Source organism: Mucilaginibacter ximonensis (assembly GCF_042686265.1).
Taxonomy (GTDB): domain Bacteria; phylum Bacteroidota; class Bacteroidia; order Sphingobacteriales; family Sphingobacteriaceae; genus Mucilaginibacter; species Mucilaginibacter ximonensis.
The window spans coordinates 248,821-270,895 of sequence record NZ_JBHUPD010000004.1 but is presented as its reverse complement, the minus strand read 5'-3'; the positions used below and the strand labels follow the sequence as shown (position 1 = coordinate 270,895).

Genomic DNA, 22,075 nt, shown 5'->3' with positions numbered 1-22,075 from the left:
AAAAAGCGTATAAGATTCTTCGCTATGCTCAGAATGACAATCGTATATTAATTAGGAACGCGTTTTTCCGTTACTGCAAATACTTACCCACAATAGGCATGCGGCGTCCCATGCCGAAAGCTTTCGGCGACACACGCAGAATGGGCGGGGTTTGATAACGCTTGTGCTCTGCCAGATTGGTTAATCTGATAGCCCGTCGAACCGTTGCTTCATCAAAGCCCATTGCTATAATTTCTTTGGCCGAACGGCGATGTTCTATGTGTTGCGCGAGTATAGCATCCAGAACGTCATATTCAGGCAACGAATCTGAATCTTTTTGGCCAGGCCTTAATTCGGCTGACGGTGGTTTAACGATTGAGTTTTGCGGGATGATCTCGCCATTGCGGTTGATATATCGCGCCAGCTCAAAAACCTGGGTTTTATAAACATCGCCAATAACTGAAATACCACCGCACATATCGCCATATAAGGTGCCATAACCTACTGCAGCCTCGCTTTTGTTAGAGGTGTTAAGCAGGATGAAGCCAAACTTATTACACATAGCCATCAGCAATACAGCGCGACTGCGCGATTGGATATTTTCTTCAGCAATATTAAATGGCAGGTCTTTAAACTGCGGATGCAGAGCATTCTCAAATGCATCGGTAATGTCTTTAATAGCTATAGTCTGGCTCATGCAGCCAAGGTTGGCTACAAGGTCTTCAGCATCTTTGATGGAGTGATCGGTAGAATATTTGGATGGTAATAACACTGCCATCACATTTTCAGGGCCTAAGGCTTCAGCAGCCAGTGCACAAACTACTGCCGAGTCAATACCACCTGACAGACCCAATATCGCCCGGCTAAAGCCCGATTTGTGGAAATAATCCTGTATACCCAGTATCAGCGCATCATGTATTTGGGTAATGTCGCTGTCACGTTCTAATTTAACAGTCGACGGATGGGCAAAAGAGACGTCCCCGTTCTCGCCCAAAGTATAATAAGTCAGGCTTTCCTCAAAATAGGGCAGCTCATCAATAAGTTTTCCGGATTTATCAAATACTAATGATCCTCCGTCAAATATCAACTCGGTTTGTGCGCCTACATGATTAACATAGAACAGTGGCAGATTATAACGGGCCGCATTATCTTTCAAAATCCCGATACGCTCTTCGTCATGATTATACGCAAACGGCGAAGCGGCTATATTGATCATTACGTCCGGTTTTTGTTGGATAAGGGTATCCATCGGGCGGGTAATATACAACGGGTTTTCGATAGTGTTCCACAGGTCCTCACAAATAGTTAGCGCTATACGCTTGCCTTTAAACTCAATGCAATCAAATTCGGTCGATGGTTCAAAATAACGGTACTCGTCAAAAATGTCGTAGTTGGGCAGCAGGGCTTTATTTACAATAGCTTTTACCTTACCATTTTCAATAAAATACGCCGAGTTGTTCAGGTCCTTACCCTCAGGTTTGTTGTTGGGGATAGGTAAGCCTATGATACATGCTATGTCTGTACATTCTGCAGCTATTTTTTGGGCCGATGTTTCGCATTGCTCTATAAACTCGCTAAACTCCAGGAAATCACGCGCCGGGTATCCGCAGATACATAGCTCGGCAAAAACAACAAGGTCGGCGCCGTTTTCTTTTGCTTTTTTGATATGCTGGATTATATGCGCAGTATTTGACTCGAAGTTGCCGACATGATAGTTGAGTTGAGCTAATGCTATTTTCATAAGATATTACAAGTACCGTATTTGTATCTAAATACAAATAATAAATTAATTTTGTTGAAAGTATAAAAATGATACCAAGCTTTTATAAGTTCAAACAAATTTATGTAGTTTTTATTGCTTTACTGCTATTTGCAGCCTGTGGGCGAAGCAAAAAAATTGATGTAAGCAATATACCAATTGATGTAAAGATAGAACGCTTTGACCATGATTTTGACGGCCTGCGGACAAAACCCATGGAGCCTCAGGCCATGTTGCTGATCAAAAAATACAATATGTTTTTTGCAGATTATGTGCAGCGCATTCTTGAGGCCGGCAGCATCCGCGATACGGGTTATTTTAACGTACTGCGGCCGGTATTTGCAGGCAGGGCTTATAATGATGTAAAACATGATGTTGACTCGGTTTATCCCAATATGCAAAAACAGGAAGCAGAGTTGACGGACGCCTTCAGGCGCATTAAATATTATTATCCAAAGAAAACTATGCCGAAGGTTTATGCTTTCTTTTCAGGCTTTAAAGCACAGACGGTGGTGGGCGATAAGTATGTAGGCATTGGTCTGGATTTGTTTTTAGGCGCCGATTCAAGATTTTACCCGGCCATAATCGAAACTTTCCCGCATTATATGTACAGAAGATTTACACCGCAATATATTGCCCCTAAGGTAGTTGAGAGCATAGCTAAAGAAGATATGTTTCCTGAAAGTGATAATGATAAAACATTACTGTCAAAAATGGTGTATAATGGTAAGATACTTTACTTTATGGACCAAATATTACCTGACGTTCCCGATTCAGTGAAAATCGGTTACACGGCCCAGCAACTAAAATGGTGCACCGACTTTAAATCAACCATTTGGGCCTACATGCTTGAGCAGAATTTGCTTTATGAAACAGACGATATGAAAACCAACACCATGATTGGTGAGGCTCCGTTTACACCGCAATTAGGAGACCATAATGAATCTGCGCCGAAACTGGGCGTATGGACAGGCTGGCAAATAGTAAGGGAATACATGGAAAGACATCCGGAGGTAACCCTGCCTGAACTGATGATCAATAACGATGCCCAGAAGATTCTGACCGAGTCGAAGTATAGGCCGAAATAACAACTCTCCCAACCGTTCCGCCAATTGTCGGAACGGTTGGGAGAGTTGTCAAAAAAAAGCGTCCGGCAGATTTTCTGCCGGACGCTTTTGCATATATACCGTTGTATAAATTAGTCTATGATGTTAAAGACAGCTTTCAATGCAACACCTGCACCAAGAGCCATAATTACATTGGCTACAGCTGAGGCATGTTTGAAATCAGCAAAGCGTAAGTAAACGCCAACCAAACCAATAACTATAGCAATAACTAATAATATGTAATGACGTTCTGAATTTGCTTCTTGCATTGAGTTCATAATACTTATCGTTTTTATTGTGCTACAAAAATAGAAATGTTTGGCTAATTATCTAATAATTTAAAGTTTAAAAATTTTGTGTCGTTAAATAAAGAGTGGTGTCATACTGAGCCCGTCGAAGCACTAGTGGGTAAAGGCCACCCGCACACCCTTCGACGAGCTCAGGGTGACATCCATTATTTATTTTTTATCGTTATGAGCGCTTTGCAGTTGGCCGTCGCTTATATAAGATTCTTCGCTATGCTAGAATGACAGGCGGGGTAAAGCGAAGAATCAGGGTAAAATAAAAAGGGTTGCGCAAAGCGCAACCCTTTTTATTTTGAAGCTAAATTGCGCTTACGCAATAAAGCTTTCCAATATTTTAAAACCACCTTCAGTTTGCAAATCTATTTTGTCAATAGTTTTTGGTAACAAAATACACTCGCCCATTTTAACCGGGTAGCTTTCGCCGTTGTAGTTAATGGTGTAAGCGCCGGCTAAGCAAACGTGGATCACGAATGAATCCAAATTGCTGTAGTCTTTGCTGGTGCCGTGGCTGGCGTCCAATACGCTGGTGGTGAAGTATGGGCAACTGACCAGTTCCACGGTTTCGTCCTTTTCAGGGGTATATTTGGTTTTATAGTTACCATAATATTTGTAGTCGATAGCCGCTAAAGCCTCTTGTGTATGCAACTCACGTTTGTGGCCATTGGCATCAACACGGTCGAAATCATAAATACGGTAAGTAATATCTGATGTCTGCTGAATTTCGGCCAGTAACAAACCGGCACCAATGGTGTGTACACGACCGGCAGGCAAAAAGAATACGTCGCCTTCATTAGCGGTTTCACGGTTTAGTACGTCCATCAAATGGCCGCTGTTAAATTTCTCCAGGTATTTCTCTTCGGTCATTTCCTGATTAAAACCTGCTATCAAAGTCGAACCCGGATCGGACTCGATGATATACCACATTTCGGTTTTACCAAACGAGTTGTGGCGCTTTTTTGCCAGCTCGTCATTAGGGTGTACCTGGATAGAGAGATCCTCGTTAGCGTCAATAAACTTTACCAGCAGGGGGAATATATTGCCAAAATGCTGGTAAACTTTCTCGCCCACAAGGTCGGCGCCATATTGCTCTAACAAGTCGGCTAACGACTCACCGTCCAGCGCGCCGCCGTTAACAATTGAAACGTCAGACTTAACGCCTGATATTTCCCAGGTTTCGCCGCAGTTAGGCAGGTTGCCAAAATCTTTATGGAGGTAGGTTTTGATCTTTTGACCGCCCCAGATCTTGTCTTTAAATATGGTTTTGAATTTTAACGGATATAATGCTGTAGACATGATTGCTGTGAATTAAAGCGCTAAGTTATCAGTAAAATGTGAAACCCAAAACGCCGATTTAATTTATTGAATTTAGGTATCAAATATCGCACCTAAATAAAAAAGCGGCTCCCTGGTTTGGAAAGCCGCTTGCTTATATCAAATTAATCAGGCTAATTACTTACCCAACTTCTTTTTTAAATTCTCATTAATTGCTTCCAAAAACTCTTCGGTATACAGGTAATCTGTACCGTGCTCAACTTTTGGTTTAATGGTGATAGCCAGGTCTTTGGTCATTTTGCCACTTTCAACGGTTTCAATACAAACTTGCTCCAAAGTGTGGCAAAAGTCAATCAACTCCTGGTTGCCATCCAGTTTACCGCGGAACTCTAAACCGCGGGTCCAGGCAAATATTGAGGCAATTGGGTTAGTTGAAGTTGGGCGGCCGGCCTGATGCTCGCGGTAGTGACGGGTCACGGTACCATGTGCAGCCTCAGCTTCCATAACAGTGCCATCTGGAGTAACCAAAGTTGAAGTCATTAAACCTAATGAACCAAAACCTTGTGCTACAGTGTCGCTCTGTACGTCGCCATCATAGTTTTTACAAGCCCAAACAAAATTACCATTCCATTTCAGGGCCGATGCAACCATGTCGTCAATCAGGCGGTGTTCGTAAATAATGCCTAACTCGTCAAACTTAGCTTTGTAATCGTTTTGATAAATCTCTTCGAAAATATCTTTAAAGCGGCCGTCGTATTTTTTCAGGATGGTGTTTTTTGTTGAAAGGTATAAAGGCCATTTTTTCATGATTGCCTGGTTAAAGCAAGCATGTGCAAAACCGCGGATAGACTTGTCGGTGTTATACATAGTCAAAGCGACACCATCGCCTTTAAAGTTAAATACTTCGTAGCTTTGTACTTCGCCGCCATCCTCAGGTGTAAAGGTTACCGTTAATTTACCTTTGCCTTTGGTCAGGAAGTCGGTAGCACGGTACTGGTCGCCAAAAGCATGACGGCCAATGCAGATAGGGGCTGTCCAGTTTGGTACCAAACGTGGCACGTTGCTCATAACAATAGGTTCGCGGAAAACCGTACCGTCCAAAATGTTACGGATAGTACCGTTTGGCGATTTCCACATTTGTTTCAGGTTAAACTCTTTAACGCGAGCCTCGTCGGGTGTAATGGTAGCGCATTTAATACCTACGCCGTATTCTTTAATAGCGTTAGCAGCATCAATGGTTACTTGGTCATTAGTTTCATCGCGATACTCTAAACCAAGATCATAGTATTTGATATCCAGGTCCAGGTACGGCACTATCAGTTTGTCTTTGATAAACTTCCAGATAATGCGGGTCATTTCGTCGCCATCCAGTTCAACTACCGGATTATTTACTTTAATTTTTGACATACCAGGTATTTGTTTTTTTGTAGTGGCACCAAAGATATAAAATACAGCGTATCAATAATTGCATGATTTTGTAAAATAGTGGTTAATTTTAAATAATTTAGAAGCGGATATGGTATTTGCCAGAACCGTTATAAATTTAACTAACACACAAGCCTTCATAATAAAAATTAAAACGTAGGCTTAGAACATGATAAGTCAAAGCCTACGGGTAAAAAATGAATATTTTTATAAAAAGATTTTTTTTGCTGGCGATTGTGATGTTGGCAACTAATGTTGTAAAAGCACAAATAGGGTACGATTACGCTCAGTATGATCTGGGTTTAGGGCTCGACTTTAACAAGGCCTATACTGATGCGCAAACTATAACCGGTACACGTTCTGGCAGGTTAATGTTTAATTATAATGTCAGTCCGTTTGTTAATTACATTATTGAGGTACAAACGGGCACTTTACGTGGCGGCGATTCGCTTAAAACCAGCAGTGGGCGGCAGTTTACCAACAGCTATACGGCCATTATGATGCGGGGGCAATTGCAGATGGGCGAATTGATAGATTATTCCGGAAGCCGGGTGGCTAATGCATTCAAAAACCTGTACCTTTCAACAGGTATCGGCATGATCTACAACCACATGACCGAAATTAACAGGGCATCCATACAGGTGCCGGGGTTTTATACAACGGGCGAAAATAACTCAAACGAACTGGTGATACCCGCCCGTATTGGGTATGAGTTTAAGTTTTATAATAAATATAGCGAACCTGGTTTTAAGATAGATATAGGTTACCAGCAAAACTTTATTTTAGGCGATGGACTGGATGGTTTTACAGCGGGAAAGCAAAGAGATAACTATTCGCAAATCTCCATTGGGTTTAAAGTTGCCATTGGCGGCGTAGCCACCTACCGTAAACAAATCTCTTATTAGCGGGTTATAATTATTGCCGGTTGGCTTTTTTTGGCAGGGTTTTTTCTGTAGATATTTAATAAACAATAAACCTATGAAACACAACAATGATCCGTTTAATAACGAGAACGACGACAGAGATAAAACTTTAAAAGACGAACTGGGCGAAACCATAGACAAAGATCAGTTAAAGTACAATGAAGATAGCAACAGCTATGAAATTGATGTGCCTAGCGACGACCCGGACTATGACCATCCAGACCCTTACAATACGGCTGCAAAAAATGGTGAAGATTTTAACTCGACCTATGATGAGGCCAATCCGTATGATACGGCTGACGAATACATTCCTAATGAATCATTAGAGGATGATGTTGAATTGCTGGGTATGCACGTAGATAATGGTGAGAGTATAACCGTCGACCCGATTGACGAGGATCTTGCCCACACTCCTGAAGACGACCGAGACGACCTTGACGAAGAAGGCTACCCAAAAAATGATACACCGCCGGTAAGATAAGGCAACAAACAAGAAAGGCTGATCCAAAAATCAGCCTTTCTTGTTTTATGGGATTTTTATCAGATCGAGCCGGTGGGCTGTGTAGGTATTGCCGCTACCGGTATTATGCAGCTTTGGGTCGATAATGAGCCAGGTCATTGTATTAACTGTTTGGTTAAAAATCTGGATCCTGGTATTGGAACTTCTGAAAAACGGATCAGAATCAAAAAGTATATATTGATTGCCGGCATTGTCTCTTATAATAGTATATGCAAAATAGCTGGGGCCCGGCCGCGGACTAGGCGTAAGTTTAAAAGCACCCACATTAGCCAGGCTGTCAAACGTGATCGAATAATAAAACGGATCGGCAGCGGCGCTGCTTTGTAGTTGGTTTGCCTGGTTATAAATTTCGGCCATGTCGCTTTTGCAAAACCAAAAGCCGGTAAAAGGCGGGGGCGGTGTTTTAGCCGTATCGGTATTGCCTGTAGCTCCCGTGCTTCCGGTAGTACCTGTTGTGCCTTTGGAGCCGGGTACGGTATTTTCAGGCGTAGAAACGTAGCCTTTATCTCCCGGCATTATAGGCGGATCGAGCTTGCACGCAGTCGCAATCATGCAGCAATATAATATCGCACAAAAAAGTAAATGTCCGCGTTTCATACCGGCGTTTATAATGGTTTGTAAATCTACAACTTATAAACGTATAAAACAGCCATCCGGTTGTCTGGCTATTGCAAATGCGGGTTTTAAGTTTTAATCAAAATCCAGATTAAAACGCTGGCGCAGCTCGGTAAGTTTTGGATTTTTAGTTGCCAGGTATTGGTATTTCTCCTGGCTGGTATATGGGCGTTTAACCCGTACCTGCTCATCAATGCGCGTATTAACCTCTATCTGGTAGTTATTGAGCGATTTTCGCAGGTAGTTCATCAACTGTGGCTTATCGTTTCGAAATTCCTGATCTAATATCTTGTTCTCAACTACTACTTCAAATATATAAGGCCTGAGCATTTTAGGTGCTTCGGACGAAAAGATGGTAAACAAATTCATCTTGCCTTCGGCTTTTATGCGCGCGGCAAAAGTATGCCAGTGTTTCAAAAAGTCATCAAAGCTAAAGTCTTCCTTGCCTTCACCTTTTTCGTATGGGTCTTCCTCATCAAGTACTGCCTCGGCGACGTTACCAATATCTTTTAATGAGGGTATTTTAATGGACGAGGCAGCGCCCGAGTTTGGTATAAACGCTGGCCTGGGTTTATCTTCAGGTGCAGATATGGATGGCGTAGCTGTTTTTGCCGGCTCTGCAACGGGTGTTTTAAGCGCCTCGGTAACCTTTGGTGTAGCCGTATAGCTTGCCGGCGTATCGGCTACCATAGTAACATAATTACCAGCCTGTGCCGAAGGCTGTGAAGCTGCTATTGCTGAGGTATCAGGTTTTTTTTTTAATTGCTCGTTATCGGGCATTGCAATTTGCGGGGCGGTAGCCAGGTTAAAGACCGATGGCAAATGGCACATTTTGAGTAATGCCAGCTCAACCTGCAAACGTTGGTTTTTGCTTAGCTTATAATTGAGGTCGCATTGGTTGGCTATGTTTAAAGCCGATATCAGGAAAGACACGCTGGACGAACCCGATTGCTGCAGGTATTTATTCTTGATGCCCTCGCTTACTTCCAGCAATTTTACTGTCGCATTATCCTTAGTCACCAGCAGGTTGCGGAAGTGCTCTGATAATCCCGATATAAAATGTGCACCATCAAAGCCTTTTGACAATATCTCATCAAAATATAAAAGTGTTTTTGATGTATTTTCAGTAAGCAGGCTTTCGGTTATATTGAAGTAATAATCGTAGTCCAGAATGTTCAGGTTATCAATCGCTGCGCGATAGGTAACGTTGGCGCCCGAGAAACTAACAATCTGGTCAAACATAGACAGCGCATCGCGTAAGCCGCCATCCGCTTTTTGGGCGATGATGTGCAGGCCGTCATCCTCGTACCGGATATTCTCTTTTTTTGCGATAGACGCCAGGTGATTAGCCATATCCTCTACGCGGATACGGTTAAAGTCAAAAATCTGGCACCGCGAAAGGATAGTCGGCAGGATTTTGTGCTTCTCGGTAGTCGCTAATATAAATATGGCGTAATGAGGTGGTTCTTCCAGTGTTTTCAGGAAGGCGTTAAATGCTGCTTGCGACAACATGTGTACCTCATCAATAATATAAACTTTATAGCGCGCACCCTGCGGCGGTATGCGTACCTGCTCAATCAGGCTGCGTATATCGTCGACCGAGTTATTGGAAGCTGCATCAAGTTCATGGATATTAAAGGAGTTGCCGTTTTGAAACGATTGGCAGCTATGGCAGGTGCCGCAGGCCTCGCCGTTGGGCTGTAAGTTTTCGCAATTTATGGTTTTGGCAAGGATGCGCGCACAGGTTGTTTTACCCACGCCACGCGGGCCACAGAACAAAAACGCCTGCGCCAGCTGATTATTCTTAATGGCGTTTTTTAGGGTATTTGTTATATGTTGCTGACCAACAACTGTTTCAAAAGTTGCCGGACGGTATTTACGTGCCGAAACAATAAAATTATCCACAGCTACTAAGGTAGCAACAAATTACGGGACGTGAAAGGGCGAAGCGGGATTGTTGAAAAATGCTGACAGAGGGGGAATCACAGCAATCGCTTGTCATGCTGAGCTTGTCGAAGCATGGCGGGTAGGCCACCCACCGCTCGCCCTTCGACAGGCTCAGGGTGACACCTTATTAATATTAATAATAGCAAAGAAATCACTATTCTTCTTCCGGCAAATGATCATCTTCCGGGTCAGGGCGTGTAATGTCGTACTCATCATCTTCTCCCGGCTCATTCAGGTCGTCATCTACACGTATTTCGTGCAGGTCGTCTATGTCCTCAGCCTCGTCTTCAAATTCCTCGTCTTCAAAATCATCATCTTCTTCATCCCAGTCTTCGTTATCAAAATCTTTTTCGCCCGGCTCCTGGAAATAGATAGTATCATACATGAAATTGGCGTGTTCTGTTCTGTCGGTGGTAAAATCAGTAAACTTCATGGCCGTACTTAGTTTGGTTACTTATTTAGACAGTCGAACTTACTGCAATGTTTTATCTATAAAATTAAATACGTGTTTATTTTTTGTTAAGAGGCTTAATGCTTGTTTATCTAATATAAATGTAATGGGGCTAAAAAAACAATCTGTTATAATATAAAGTATTTGAACTTTCAAGTTTTATATCTACATTTGCAGCCCCGTATTGTACGGGTAAATAATTAAAAATCAAAGTATAACAATGCAACAGTACGAAATCGTGATCGTTCTAACCCCGTTGTTGTCAGAAGAAACTGCTAAAGAGGCAATTGCCAAATACAGCAAAGTTCTTACTGACGGCGGAGCCGAAATTGTCCAGGAGGATAATTGGGGTTTGAGAAAATTAGCGTACCCAATCCAAAAGAAAACTACAGGGTACTATCACTTAACTGAATTTAAGGCTCCAGGTGAATTAATTAACAAATTGGAAGTCGAGTTAAGACGCGATGAGCGTGTTTTGCGTTTCCTGACAATTGCTTTGGATAAACATGCCATTGCTTACAATGAGAAAAAACGTAGCGGTGCCTTCAACAAAAAGCCTGCAGCTAAAGCGGAGGATGCAAACTAATGGCAAACGATCAAATTAAATACGTAACTGCCCCTAAAGTAGAGGACAACCGTAAAAAATACTGCCGTTTCAAAAAGAACGGTATCAAGTATATTGATTATAAAGACGCAAACTTCTTGTTGAAATTTGTTAACGACCAGGGTAAAGTATTGCCACGTCGTTTAACCGGTACTTCATTGAAGTTTCAGCGCAAGGTGGCACAAGCCGTTAAACGTGCACGCCACATTGGTTTATTACCTTATGTTACAGACTCTTTAAAATAATCAGGAGGTAAAAGACAATGGAAGTTATTTTAAAACAAGATATTAAAAACCTGGGCGAGAAGGACGATATCGTAACCGTAAAACCGGGCTACGGTCGTAACTTTTTGTTCCCGAAAGGTTATGCTGTATTGGCTACTGAATCTGCACGTAAAGTTTTGGCCGAAAACCTGAAACAAGCTGCATTCAAACAAGAAAAAATACGCAAAGACGCTGATGCTATCGCTGCTAAATTAGAAGGTGTAAAACTTACTATTGGCGCTAAAGCAGGCGAAACAGGCAAAATCTTCGGTGCTATCAACACTATTCAAGTTGCTGATGCATTGAAAAAAGAAGGTTTCGAAGTTGACCGTCGTCGTATCACTTTTAATGAGGAGCCTAAGTTTGTTGGTGATTATATCGCAACTTTAAACCTACACAAAGAAGTGAAAGTAGATGTTCCTTTCAGCGTAGTAGCAGAATAATTTAAAGTCTCCAAGAGACTTTGCATATATAAAAAGCTGTTTCGGTTTCGGAGCAGCTTTTTTGTTTCATAGCGATTTGAAACTTTCTGTCATCCTGAGCATCGCGAAGGATTTTGTATAAGCGACTAGCAATGCGTATAAGATCCTTCGCGATGCTCAGGATGACAAAGCATTTTGAAAGCGTAAATTCCCTAATTTTACCGCATCTATGAATCCCAAACTCAGCCTGGCTATCGGCATTATCTGCATCTCTTTTTCGCCTGTCCTGGTAAAGACAGCCGACGCGTCGCCTATAGTCTGTGCTTTTTACCGCATTTTCTTCGCCTGGGTATGTTTGCTGCCTTATTGCCTGTACAAACGCAATTTAAAAATGGCGCGTAAGGAAATTATGCTTGCCTTAATTGGCGGACTGGTATTTGCCAGCGATATTGCGGTTTGGAACCTATCCCTAAAAATGATCAGTGCTACCGTATCAACTTTGCTGGCTAACCTGGCACCAGTTTGGGTAGGCTTGTTAAGTTACCTGCTTTTCGGCAAACGCTCAGGCCGGCTGTTTTGGGCAGGTACATTCATTGCTATTACCGGTATGGTGATTTTGGTGGGATATGCCAATTTAATACATCTGCAACTAAATATGGGCATTATTTATGCCGTATTGGCCAGTTTGTTTTATTCTATCTATATCCTTATTACTAAAGATATTTTAAAGCGTATCGATACTATTCCGTTTATGTTTTACAATATGCTGGCCGCCGGTGTCTTTCTGCTGATACTTAGTTTGGTGATGGGTAAAGACTTGTTTCACTACAATACCATCACCTGGATAAGTTTAGCTGCTATGGGTATTGTTTGCCAGTTGGTGGGTTGGATCACAATTAATTATGCCATTAGTTATATTGAACCTACCAAGACTGCTGTTGCCTTGTTAAGCCAGACCGTATTTGCCGGTTTGCTGGCGGTTTTTATGTTAGGCGAAACTTTGGCTTTGAAAGAGATTATTGGTAGTGTGATTGTGTTGGTTGGAATCGCGGTAACGTTTTTGAAGCCGAAAATGCAAAATGTTTAAAAGCTTGTCATTTCGAACGTAGCGAGAAATCTATACATAGGCATTCACTGCTGGCGCTGCATGTGTATAGATCTCTCACTTCGTCGATGATAAGTGAGAGAAATTTTAACGCGCTTACCCACAAATAATTCGTAATTTAAGCCTCCTTAAAACGGTAAGGCAACCAATAATTGCCCTACCTTTGCATTTTTAAAAAGCATGATACTCAAATCAACTATCGACCGTATAATGGAAGCCACAGATATTGTGGAGGTGATAGGCGAGTTTGTGCATTTAAAAAAGCGCGGAGCCAACTTTATTGGCTTGTCGCCATTTGTAAACGAGCGTACACCTTCATTCACAGTGTCGCCGGCTAAGGGTATATTTAAAGATTTCTCGTCGGGGAAAGGAGGGAGTGCCATTACCTTTTTGATGGAGCTTGAAAAATTCACCTATCCTGAAGCTTTAAAATGGCTGGCCAAAAAGTACAGTATCGAGGTTGAAGAGGAAGCCCTGTCTCCAGAAAACCAGGAGGCTGATAACCGTCGCGAAAGTTTGATGATCGTGTCGGGCTTTGCTGCCAAATTTTTTCACGAAAGTTTGTTGGATACTGATGAAGGACAGGCCATCGGCTTAAGCTATTTCAAAGAACGCGGTTTCAGTACCGAAACTATTAAAAAGTTCGAACTGGGCTACTCGCCCGACCAATGGGAGGCTTTCAGCAGCAAAGCACTTAAAGAGGGTTATAAAGAAGAGTTCCTGCTAGATAGTGGTTTGTCGGTAAAACGAGATAATGGTACATTATATGATCGTTACCGTGGCCGCGTAATGTTTCCGATCCATAATTTTACAGGTAGGGTTATCGCCTTTGGCGGACGTACCTTAAAGACGGATAAAAATGTCCCTAAATATGTTAACTCGCCCGAGTCGGAAATATATCATAAATCAAACGTCCTTTACGGCTTATATTTTGCCAAAAAGGCTATCCGCGACGAGGATAATTGTTACCTGGTTGAAGGTTATGCCGATGTGATATCCGTGCATCAGGCTGATATCGAGAATGTGGTTGCATCATCAGGTACCTCGTTAACGGTCGAGCAGATCAGGCTGATAGGCCGCCTAACCAAAAACGTAACTATTTTGTACGACGGTGACGCGGCAGGTATCAAAGCCGCCCTGCGGGGACTGGACTTGATATTGGAAGAGGGACTTAACGTAAAAGTGGTTCTTTTTCCTGATGGACACGACCCGGATTCATATGTACGTCTCGTGGGTACCGCCGGCTTTAAAAAACACATTGACGACCATAAGAAAGATTTTATACTCTTTAAAACCGACCTGCTGCTTAAAGAAGCCGGGAATGACCCAATCAAAAAGTCAGAGGTGATACGTGATATCGTCGAAAGTATTGCCAAAATACCCGATTCAATTAAAGCTTCTGTGTTTATCAAGGAGTGCAGTAGCTTACTACAGATTGATGAGCGCGCCCTGTTGTCTGAGCTTAACAAGATGCGTCAGGCGAAGGCCAAAAGAGACGGTCAGCAGTCTGCCGATAAGATGATAACCCCATACGAGGATTATCCGGTAGTAGAGGAGATCCCGCAGGAGCATCAGGAGACATACTCGCAGGAAAAAGAGATTGTACGTTTATTGCTGCTTTACGGAAATAAGATGATAGATTGGGACGGTATCGCCAATACTTATATCGGCCCGTTTATGGTTGCTGAGTTAAATGACGTAGAGTTTGAGCATCCTGCAAGTAAAGAATTTATTAAACTTTACAGCAAAGAGGTGGAGAATGGTGTATTGCCTGAAGACCAGCATTTCATTCATCATCCCGATAAAGAAATTGTTGATTTGGTGGTGACCCTATTGGCAACTAAATATACGCTGAGCGAGAACTGGTACGAGATGCACAAGATATTAGTGAGCGATGAGCAGGATAATATGAAGGCTACAATACTAAGCGCTATATTCCATCTTAAAAAACATAAGGTAGGCAAAATGCTCGAGAGTCTGCGCAATGAGTTGGCAAAGGCCGAGTCGCCGGAAGATCAGGATATCCTGCTTACACAATACATGCGCATGAAAAAGGTAGAGAAAACTATATCCGACTACCTGGGCTCTGTCATTATTAAATAAACCGCATGGCGCAGCATAATGACCTTGGCCGAAACGGCGAAAGCCTTGCAAAAACTCACCTCGAAGCGTCGGGTTATCAGATACTTGACCTAAACTGGCGACATGGCAAAGCCGAGGTTGATTTAATTGCTTATAAAGACAAGACTATTATATTTGCCGAGGTTAAAACCCGCACTGGCAACAGCTTTGGCGAACCTGAAGATTTTGTGGATAACAGGAAGCAAAAACTGATGGCGCTGGCTGCCGACGAGTATATCTATTTAAACAGGCATGAAGGTGAAGTGCGGTTTGATATCATTGCCATTTTATTTAAAAACGATACAGATTACACACTAAATCATATTGAGGACGCGTTTTGGCCTCAACCCGATAACTTATGAAATACAGACCATTACTAGTATTTGCTGTTTTAGCAACACTTATTTATAGCTGCCACAATGATAATGCAAACACGGGCAATGATATGACGCTTAGCCCCGAATCGGGCACTACTTATAAAGCCGGCGAGCCGGTAAATGTGAATATCCATCTTTTAACCTCCAAAATGGACTCGGTGGTGTACTTGCTGGATTCAACCAGGTTAGGATCAAAGAAAGATACCTCGGCTATTACCCTAAAAACAGATACTTTAACGCTTGGCTCTAAGACTATCACCGCAAAAGTTTATCAGGGCGGTAAAAGCCAGGACATATCAACCAATATCGTTTTATTGGCCGCCAAAGCGCCCGAGGAATATACTTATAAAGTTGACAAAGTTTATCCGCACGATACCAGCGCTTATACTGAAGGTTTTTTATACCAGGATGGATATATCTATGAAAGTACCGGTAACGCCGGCGGGAGGATTCAGAAATCGGATGTAGAGAGCGGCAAAGTCTTGCAAAAACAAGCCATCGACCCTAAATATTTTGGTGAAGGCAGTGCTATTGTGGGCAACAAAATAGTGATGCTTACCTGGAAAGATAAAATTGGTTATGTATTTGATAAATCAACCTTAAAAGTGCTAAATACCTTTAATAACAATGTTGGCGTTGAGGGCTGGGGGATGACCAATGATGGCAAGAAGCTTTATATGGATGACAGCACTAACCGTATCTGGTTCCTGGATAAAAACAACTATCAGCAAATTGGTCACATCGACGTGTATGATAATAGAGGTGCTGTTGATTCACTGAATGAACTGGAATACATTAATGGAAAAATTTACGCCAACCGGTACACATACGATTATATATTGGTGATTGACCCTAAAACCGGTGCAGTATTACAAAAGGTCGATATGTCAAACTTGTGGCCTAAAGCGCAACATCCGGCAAGTTATACCGATGTTGAAGAATCAAACAATGTATTAAACGGCATAGCCTGGGACGAGAAAGGTAAACGCCTGCTGGTAACTGGCAAAAAATGGCCGCACATTTATCAAATTAGTTTAGTAAAGAAATAAATTGTTTGTAGCGCAAGTTGTTATATTTGCCCTGCCAATTACACCAATAAAAATTTAACCCCCTTTTTGACGGATGCTTGATACATTCGCCCAATAATTATGAAGAATAAACTATTACCGTTAGTTGCAGGTGTTTTAATGTTTGCCGCATGCAAAAGTAAAACAGATAATAAAAAAATTGCAATTACCATGGATCCAACCATTGGTATAGGCGTGTTTGATAATAAGCCGGTTGAGGCAAAAGTACATTATCCGTCTTCTTTCACTCCCGATTCGGTAGTATATTATCTAGATTCTGTTAGAATAGGTGTAACTAAAGATTCATCAGTATTCCCGATTAGAATTGACACGATGCACATGGGGCAGCGCTATATTATGGCCAAAGTTTGGAAAGATGGCGAAATGCATTTGGGTATGACCAGCTTTTTTAAAGTACCGCCGGCAATGCCTGAGCGTTTAACATTTATAGTTCAAAATAAATTTCCGCATGATACTGCTGCCGATACACACGGCTTAAGCTATGACAACGGTTTTTTATATGAAACCGTTGGTGATACGGCTCATGCCGAAATCAGAAAGGTTGATTTAAAGACGGGAAAAGTTTTGGCTAAACAAGTACTTCCCGGCAGTCATTCGGTTAAAGGAAATACAGTAATAGGCGATAAGGTTTTAATGTTTGTGGATAAAGAAAAAGAAGGTTACCTGTTTGACAAAAGCACATTGAAGCCATTAGGTAAATTTACCAGAGGGGCCGGTGCTACGGGTTGGGGCGCTACTACCGATGGTAAAAAGATTTACTTTGATGACGGCCGTAATCGTATTTGGGAGATAGATAAGGATAGCTACAAAAAGGTTGGATTTATAGACGTTTTTGATAATGAATCGCCGGTTAGCCTGATCAACGAGCTAGAGTATGTTGATGGTAAGATTTATGCTAATGTTTTTGGTTATGATACCATTGTAATGATTGATCTGGATGGTGGCGTAAATTATGCTATTAACCTGATGAACTTATGGCCGATGAAAGAACGACCTAAGAACTTCAATAATGAAGATAACGTGCTAAACGGTATAGCTTATGATGCGCAAAATAAACGCCTTTTTGTAACCGGCAGGCATTGGCCATTTGTGTATCAGATACAAGCTGCCCGTCACCTGCCTGCCGGCATAGCCGCTCCTGAAAAACAATAACTGCTATAAAACCAAACTGCGATAAAATAAGAAAGCCGCCCGTTTTTAGTAGGCGGCTTTCTTGTTTATATTTCTCAGAGTTCCCATCCGTAACGTTTCATAAACAAATTTGCCTCTTGAGCGAATGATCTGGTAACATGGTGTTTTTCCTGATTTTTAATGTAAGTGCTAACTTGACTTAATTGCGATTCACTTATCGATACGGCGAAATAGTCATCCTGCCAGGCGAATTTTTGTGGAGTTAATTTCTGCTGATTTATCCAGAATGATGATTCGCCTTTTATTAATTGAACTATTTTGGCGATGCTTTGATCTTTTCCTAATGAAATTAAACAGTGAATGTGGTCCGTATATCCATTAATTGCCTGAAGGAAAATATCCTTTGCTATGCAGTTTTCAGCAATGTGTTTAAATACATCATATCGGAATGCATTGTTTAGTAAAGGTTCTCTATCCTTCGTAGCAAATACAATATGTACCCAAATTCTTACATGTGACATTTTAAAGGCTTAGTTTTTATGCAAGATAGTATTTGTTAAATAAAGGTCAATAATAGATTGCTGCGAGTTGGGCTAAAGCCCGTAATGTGCTATTGTTATCCGCCCCATAAATGGGACGGCAATGAATTTTGATAAAGACCTAATGCATGTTTATTAAGCCCTTGTGATTAAGTAAACTAGCAAATTTATTCCAGCGATTCATTGCCGTTGGCTTTAGCCAACGGAGCCCGATAAAACATTTATCGGCTTTAGCCGAATTATCGTAAACAAAAAGCGCCCTATCTAAAAAGACGGGGCGCTTAGTTTATGAATAGATTTTTATCTTATCTCCAGGCTTTATATTGGTTGATCAAGCCATTGGTTGATGAATCATGGGAATTGATCTTGTCGTCATTTCTGAGTTCAGGTAATATCTTACCGGCCAATTGTTTGCCCAGCTCAACACCCCATTGGTCAAAGCTGTAAATGTTCCAGATAATGCCTTGTACAAATATTTTGTGTTCATACATAGCTATTAATGAGCCTAGTGTACGTGGGGTAATCATTTTAACCAAAATTGAGTTAGTTGGGCGATTGCCTTCAAACTCTTTAAACGGCGCCAGTTTCTCGATCTCAGCCGCCGATTTACCTGATTTCTGCAATTCTGCAACTACCTCTTCATGTGTTTTTCCGTTCATCAAAGCTTCGGTTTGTGCAAAGAAGTTTGACAGCAACATAGCATGATGTTCGCCCAGCGGATTATGCGACTGTGCCGGTGCGATGAAATCGCAAGGAATTAATTTGGTGCCCTGGTGTATCAATTGATAAAATGCGTGCTGACCGTTAGTGCCGGGTTCGCCCCAGATGATTGGACCTGTCGAGTATTCAACATGGTTACCGTTACGATCTACATGTTTACCATTGCTTTCCATATCACCTTGCTGAAAATAAGCCGCAAAGCGGTGCATATATTGGTCGTACGGTAAAATGGCATTGGTTTCAGCATCAAAAAAGTTATTGTACCAAATACCAACCAAACCTAAGATGGTTGGCAGGTTATCGTTTAGTTCGGCCGATTTAAAGTGGTTATCCATGGCGTGCGCTCCGCCCAACAACTCTGTAAAGTTATCAAAGCCAATGCTCAGCGCAATTGACAAGCCGATAGCGCTCCACAACGAGTAACGGCCTCCAACCCAGTCCCAAAACTCAAACATGTTTTTGGTATCAATACCAAATTTTGAAACACCTTCTGAGTTGGTTGACAATGCCGCGAAGTGTTTAGCAACGTCTTCATCTTTGGCGCCGCTTTTAATGAACCAGTCGCGTGCGCTGTGGGCATTGGCCATGGTTTCTTGCGTAGTGAAAGTTTTTGACGCAATCAGGAACAAAGTCGTTTCCGGATTCAGGTCTTTCAATGTCTCAACGATGTGGGTGCCATCAACGTTTGAAACAAAGTGCATGTTCAGGTGGTTTTTATAGTGCTTAAGCGCTTCGGTAACCATTACCGGCCCCAGGTCTGAACCTCCGATACCGATATTTACCACATCAGTAATAGCTTTGCCGGTGTAACCTTTCCATGAACCTGAGATGATAGCTTCGCTAAACTCCTTCATTTGGTTTAGTACGCGGTTAACATCAGGCATTACATCTTTGCCTTCAACTAAAATCGGAGTATTACTTTGATTACGCAAAGCGATATGTAGTACCGGTCGGCCCTCAGTAGCGTTGATCACCTCGCCGCTAAACATGGCTTTTATTGCATCATTTAACTTACACTCTTTAGCCAATTGTATTAATAAAGCTACGGTTTCGTCATTGATGCGATTTTTTGAATAGTCAAGTAAGATTTCTTCAAAGCGTAACGAAAATTTATCAAAACGTTCTTTATCAGCCTCAAACATTTCTTTGAGGTTCTGTTGAACAATGTCAATATAATGATCTGTTAAGTATTTGTACGCTTGAGTAGTTGTGAAGTTGATAGCTGGCAGCATAATTGGTTAATGTTTTGTAAACAAAAATAGAATTTAATATCAACGTGCATATTAAATTTTGAACTAATGACATTAGTGTTAATTCAACACTGCTTCAGATAGCTTTGTTTTAAAATCATTGGATTGTAATATTGTTATAGATTTAGTAATTTTAATATTAATATATTATTTTTTATTTAATATTTTTGAATTGTTGATAATAGAAATTCATTATTGACATCAATTTGTTAATCTGACTTTAATTTGTTTTATCATGTTTGAAAAACTTTTTATGCTTGTAAAAAATAACGCCGGGACGGCAGTTGTTAACAATCCAATTATTCCGGCCAAATATCATGACGCGGTGATCAATGAAGCGTCGAGCTCAATCATTGAGGTTTTGAAACGTCAGATGGAGAACGGAAAGCTTAAAGACATGATTAAGTATTTTCAATATCCAGATATATACAACAACAACCCGCTTATTAGCCGTATCGTAAGCAAGTTTGCTACAAAATTAAATGACTATTATGACATTGATGCTGATGAAGCACAACTGATAGCGAAGCAGCTGATAGCTCCGGTGATGCAGAAGATTATGACTCAGTCCGGCGATCAACACAACGACTTTACCTTGAGTAAACTACTCTCAATGTTGAGCGATAACAGCAGCTACGAGATGAACAGTTGGCTTAGCCAATTGGCCGTAGCGTAATTGATATAAAATAATTTGTATAGTAGCGATGAATTTAAACTCATCGCTATTTTTTTTGCACGGCGCGGACTCACCCGCTCTGCGCCGTCAGCTGATGGATGGACCACCCTCTCTTCGATGCGCGTAAAGAAGGTTAAAAAATATTAGAAAACCCTCTTTACGCCAAAAGCGAAAAGGGGCGACGAGCGAAGTAACGTCTGGGTCAGTCGCTCGCGCGATATCCTATATCAACAACAATTTCTATATTTGCTCCCATGACTAAAGAACAGGTTCAGGATTTAAGGGATAGATTAGTTTCCCTGAGGAGGCATCTTTGACATCGACAAGAAACTCGATGCACTGCAAAAAGAACAGGAAATAACCCTTGGCCCTAATTTTTGGGACCACCCAAAAGAGGCCGAAAAGGTTTTAGCTTCCATCAAAGCCAAAAAAGTTTGGACAGACGATTATCAACGTGTATCATCAATAATTGACGATACCGGGGTGATGTATGAGTTTTTTCAGAGCGGCGATGCTACCGAGGCCGAAATGCAGGAGCAGTTTAACCTGGCCGTAAAAGCTGTTGAGGATCTGGAGTTCAAAAACATGCTGTCGGCAGAAGAGGATCAACTGAACGCCGTGTTACAAATCACAGCTGGCGCCGGTGGTACTGAAAGCTGCGACTGGGCGGGTATGCTCATGCGTATGTACGTAATGTGGGGCGAAAAGAACGGATACAAGATCAGCGAGCAGGATTTTCAGGAAGGTGATGTGGCCGGGGTAAAAACCGTTACGCTGCAGTTTGAAGGCGATTTTGCCTACGGATACCTGAAAGGCGAAAACGGTGTACACCGCCTGGTACGTATCTCGCCGTTCGACTCAAACGCTAAGCGCCACACCTCATTTGCTTCCGTTTATGTATACCCGTTGGTAGATGATACCATCGAGATCGAGATCAATCCGGCCGACGTGGAATTTGAAACCTTCCGTTCAGGCGGTGCCGGCGGGCAGAATGTGAATAAGGTAGAAACTGCCGTGCGTTTATACCATAAACCATCGGGCATTATCATCAAAAACCAGGAGTCGCGTTCGCAATTACAGAATAAAGATAACGCTATGCGCTTGCTGAAATCGCAATTGTACGAAATTGAGATGCGCAAACGCATGGAAGAGGTGAACCGTATTGAAGGTAACAAAAAGAAAATAGAATGGGGCTCGCAGATACGCAACTACGTATTGCATCCCTATAAATTGGTTAAAGACCTGCGTACCGACCATGAAACATCAAATGCAGCCGCAGTGCTTGACGGCGATCTCGACGAATTTCTGAAAGCGTATTTGATGGAGTTTGGGGGCAGTAAGTAATTTAACAATCCAGAATTTATTGCCATGTCTGGCTTTTTTTCGGCATCTCACTTAAACGGCAATTGCTATTGCTAGTGGGATGCCAAAACAAGTTCGGCACGGCTTTCTTTTTTCTATTGTAAAAGGTTTATAC

At 41.8% G+C, this 22,075-nt stretch carries 22 protein-coding genes; 13 read left to right on the top strand and 9 right to left on the bottom strand.

The window, feature by feature from the left end:
• Nucleotides 1-70 precede the first annotated feature (70 nt).
• Nucleotides 71-1,720, bottom strand: a complete 1,650-nt coding sequence (locus ACFS5N_RS18270; RefSeq protein ID WP_377189108.1) for an NAD+ synthase — start codon at nt 1,718-1,720, stop codon at nt 71-73.
• 68 nt (nt 1,721-1,788) lie between these two features.
• On the opposite strand from ACFS5N_RS18270, the gene gldB reads away from it, so the two are divergent.
• Nucleotides 1,789-2,826, top strand: a complete 1,038-nt coding sequence (gene gldB, locus ACFS5N_RS18265) for a gliding motility lipoprotein GldB (RefSeq protein WP_377189105.1) — start codon at nt 1,789-1,791, stop codon at nt 2,824-2,826.
• 110 nt (nt 2,827-2,936) lie between these two features.
• Here gldB and ACFS5N_RS18260 read toward each other — a convergent pair whose 3' ends face one another.
• From ACFS5N_RS18260 to ACFS5N_RS18250, 3 genes are all read right to left on the bottom strand, one after another.
• Nucleotides 2,937-3,122, bottom strand: a complete 186-nt coding sequence (locus ACFS5N_RS18260) for a hypothetical protein (protein ID WP_377189102.1) — start codon at nt 3,120-3,122, stop codon at nt 2,937-2,939.
• 336 nt (nt 3,123-3,458) lie between these two features.
• Complete coding sequence (locus ACFS5N_RS18255) at nt 3,459-4,442, bottom strand: type I phosphomannose isomerase catalytic subunit (RefSeq protein ID WP_377189099.1); 984 nt, start codon at nt 4,440-4,442, stop codon at nt 3,459-3,461.
• A gap of 156 nt (nt 4,443-4,598) precedes the next feature.
• Nucleotides 4,599-5,828: an NADP-dependent isocitrate dehydrogenase gene (locus tag ACFS5N_RS18250; protein WP_377189096.1), complete on the bottom strand. Its 1,230-nt coding sequence runs from the start codon at nt 5,826-5,828 to the stop codon at nt 4,599-4,601.
• 215 nt (nt 5,829-6,043) lie between these two features.
• Here ACFS5N_RS18250 and ACFS5N_RS18245 point away from each other — a divergent pair, with 215 nt between their 5' ends.
• Together ACFS5N_RS18245 and ACFS5N_RS18240 are read left to right on the top strand one after the other, a co-directional pair.
• On the top strand, nt 6,044-6,751 hold the full coding sequence (locus tag ACFS5N_RS18245; protein ID WP_377189093.1) for a hypothetical protein: 708 nt from the start codon (nt 6,044-6,046) through the stop codon (nt 6,749-6,751).
• Between the two features lie 73 nt (nt 6,752-6,824).
• A complete protein-coding gene (locus tag ACFS5N_RS18240) occupies nt 6,825-7,250 on the top strand; it encodes a hypothetical protein (protein WP_377189090.1) in 426 nt (141 codons plus the stop codon).
• A 45-nt stretch (nt 7,251-7,295) separates the two neighbouring features.
• Here ACFS5N_RS18240 and ACFS5N_RS18235 read toward each other — a convergent pair whose 3' ends face one another.
• The 3 genes from ACFS5N_RS18235 to ACFS5N_RS18225 all read right to left on the bottom strand — a co-directional run bounded on the left by ACFS5N_RS18235 (nt 7,296) and on the right by ACFS5N_RS18225 (nt 10,284).
• Nucleotides 7,296-7,841 (bottom strand): hypothetical protein, encoded by a 546-nt coding sequence (locus ACFS5N_RS18235; protein ID WP_377189087.1) that lies wholly within the window; start codon nt 7,839-7,841, stop codon nt 7,296-7,298.
• A gap of 138 nt (nt 7,842-7,979) precedes the next feature.
• On the bottom strand, nt 7,980-9,809 hold the full coding sequence (locus ACFS5N_RS18230; protein ID WP_377189084.1) for a DNA polymerase III subunit gamma/tau: 1,830 nt from the start codon (nt 9,807-9,809) through the stop codon (nt 7,980-7,982).
• 196 nt (nt 9,810-10,005) lie between these two features.
• Nucleotides 10,006-10,284, bottom strand: coding sequence for a hypothetical protein (locus tag ACFS5N_RS18225; RefSeq protein ID WP_377189081.1), 279 nt, complete (start codon nt 10,282-10,284; stop codon nt 10,006-10,008).
• A gap of 238 nt (nt 10,285-10,522) precedes the next feature.
• Between ACFS5N_RS18225 and rpsF the strand changes: the two genes are divergently transcribed.
• The 8 genes from rpsF (at nt 10,523) to ACFS5N_RS18185 (ending at nt 17,434) form a co-directional block, all read left to right on the top strand.
• A complete protein-coding gene (gene rpsF / locus ACFS5N_RS18220; protein ID WP_377189078.1) occupies nt 10,523-10,888 on the top strand; it encodes a 30S ribosomal protein S6 in 366 nt (121 codons plus the stop codon).
• The gene (gene rpsR, locus ACFS5N_RS18215) at nt 10,888-11,151 is read left to right on the top strand and encodes a 30S ribosomal protein S18 (RefSeq protein WP_095705209.1); all 264 of its coding nucleotides are present in this window, start codon (nt 10,888-10,890) and stop codon (nt 11,149-11,151) included. The genes rpsF and rpsR overlap by 1 nt, the downstream gene beginning before the upstream one ends.
• Before the next feature lie 17 nt (nt 11,152-11,168).
• Nucleotides 11,169-11,612: a 50S ribosomal protein L9 gene (gene rplI / locus ACFS5N_RS18210; RefSeq protein WP_377189075.1), complete on the top strand. Its 444-nt coding sequence runs from the start codon at nt 11,169-11,171 to the stop codon at nt 11,610-11,612.
• A 208-nt stretch (nt 11,613-11,820) separates the two neighbouring features.
• A complete protein-coding gene (locus ACFS5N_RS18205) occupies nt 11,821-12,678 on the top strand; it encodes a DMT family transporter (protein ID WP_377189072.1) in 858 nt (285 codons plus the stop codon).
• A 198-nt stretch (nt 12,679-12,876) separates the two neighbouring features.
• Nucleotides 12,877-14,799 carry a DNA primase gene (dnaG, locus tag ACFS5N_RS18200; protein WP_377189068.1) on the top strand — a complete coding sequence of 641 codons (1,923 nt, stop codon included), beginning with the start codon at nt 12,877-12,879 and terminating at the stop codon, nt 14,797-14,799.
• 5 nt (nt 14,800-14,804) lie between these two features.
• Nucleotides 14,805-15,179, top strand: coding sequence for a YraN family protein (locus ACFS5N_RS18195; RefSeq protein ID WP_377189065.1), 375 nt, complete (start codon nt 14,805-14,807; stop codon nt 15,177-15,179).
• A complete protein-coding gene (locus tag ACFS5N_RS18190) occupies nt 15,176-16,243 on the top strand; it encodes a glutaminyl-peptide cyclotransferase (RefSeq protein ID WP_377189062.1) in 1,068 nt (355 codons plus the stop codon). The genes ACFS5N_RS18195 and ACFS5N_RS18190 overlap by 4 nt, the downstream gene beginning before the upstream one ends.
• A 99-nt stretch (nt 16,244-16,342) precedes the next feature.
• Nucleotides 16,343-17,434, top strand: coding sequence for a glutaminyl-peptide cyclotransferase (locus ACFS5N_RS18185; RefSeq protein WP_377189059.1), 1,092 nt, complete (start codon nt 16,343-16,345; stop codon nt 17,432-17,434).
• Between the two features lie 74 nt (nt 17,435-17,508).
• Here the strand turns inward: ACFS5N_RS18185 and tnpA are convergent, their stop codons facing one another.
• On the bottom strand, nt 17,509-17,934 hold the full coding sequence (gene tnpA, locus ACFS5N_RS18180) for an IS200/IS605 family transposase (protein WP_377189056.1): 426 nt from the start codon (nt 17,932-17,934) through the stop codon (nt 17,509-17,511).
• Between the two features lie 323 nt (nt 17,935-18,257).
• A complete protein-coding gene (gene pgi, locus ACFS5N_RS18175) occupies nt 18,258-19,904 on the bottom strand; it encodes a glucose-6-phosphate isomerase (protein WP_377189053.1) in 1,647 nt (548 codons plus the stop codon).
• Between the two features lie 253 nt (nt 19,905-20,157).
• Here pgi and ACFS5N_RS18170 point away from each other — a divergent pair, with 253 nt between their 5' ends.
• Both ACFS5N_RS18170 and prfB read left to right on the top strand, forming a co-directional pair.
• A complete protein-coding gene (locus ACFS5N_RS18170; protein WP_377189050.1) occupies nt 20,158-20,598 on the top strand; it encodes a hypothetical protein in 441 nt (146 codons plus the stop codon).
• A 254-nt stretch (nt 20,599-20,852) separates the two neighbouring features.
• A protein-coding gene (gene prfB / locus ACFS5N_RS18165; protein ID WP_377189047.1) for a peptide chain release factor 2 occupies nt 20,853-21,942 on the top strand; the annotation gives its coding sequence in 2 pieces (ribosomal slippage) (nt 20,853-20,912 and nt 20,914-21,942; 1,089 coding nt in all).
• Nucleotides 21,943-22,075: the final 133 nt, after the last annotated feature.